The organism is Variovorax sp. 22077 (genome assembly GCF_052044195.1).
Classification (GTDB): Bacteria; Pseudomonadota; Gammaproteobacteria; order Burkholderiales; family Burkholderiaceae_C; genus Variovorax; species Variovorax atrisoli.
In genome coordinates this window covers 1-884 of record NZ_JBQEQC010000086.1, presented here as the reverse complement: position 1 = coordinate 884, position 884 = coordinate 1, and the positions used below count along the sequence as shown (strand labels likewise).

1 protein-coding gene is annotated in these 884 nt (G+C 63.8%); it reads right to left on the bottom strand.

Going from position 1 to position 884, the window contains the following annotated elements; genetic code table 11:
- Positions 1-30: 30 nt before the first annotated feature.
- Positions 31-884 (bottom strand): IS110 family transposase (locus tag ACTJLF_RS34610; protein ID WP_440884901.1); only part of this gene is annotated, 854 nt, incomplete at its 5' end.

The window sequence follows — 884 nt, the reverse complement described above, 5'->3', positions numbered from 1 at the left end:
CGCAGCGAAATAAAGACACCGTTCTGCCTGTCAACTACAGACTGCCTTGGGATGATGGTTCACATCGAAGGGCTTGCCCGACCTCAACACCCCGTATGCGATGGCCAGGAGCTTGTGCATGCAAGCCACGACGATGACCTTGCCGGGCTTGTTCTGCGCCTTCAGGCGCTGCCAGAACTGGGCCACCAGCGGGTTGTATCTGCCGGCCACCATGGCCGGGAAGTAAAGCGCGTTCCTGAACTCCCGATGCCCCTGAGGATGCGTACCCCGCCGCTTGTCCAACGATGTGCCGGACTGTCTGATCATCGGCGTGAGACTGGCATAGGCAATCAGCGCCTTGACGCAGCCGAATCGCTCGGGGCGCCCGATGTATGCGAGCAGCTGCGGGATCGTCCTGTCCCCGAGGCCCGGGATCGAGGCGAGCAGCTCGCCGCGTTGCCGCAGGTCGGGGTCGTCGTCGATGGTCTTGCGGATCTGCATGCGTACGTCCTTGATGGAGTCGTCCAGGCTCGCGATGACCGCAATGAGAGACGGTCTGACCGCGTCGTGGGCCACCTCCAGGCGGTTGGACTCAGCCTGCCTGAGCTCCAGCAGCGTGTCCAGCCGAGCCACCAACGCCTGCAGCGAGCGCACGCCCGCAGAAGGCGCCTCCCACAACGCCGGATCGGTCTTGTCACAAAACCGTGCAAGGGCCTTCGCGTCGCCGCCATCGGTCTTGTTGCGAACACCCTCGAGCTCCATGAATCGCTTCACCTGCAGCGGGTTCACGACCGAGACCGCCACCGCCTGGTCATGCAGAAACAGCGCCAGGGCCTCGTGGTACGTCCCGGTGGCTTCCATGCAGACGTGGGCCGCAGCCTTGCCATCGGGCAGATTGGATTGCA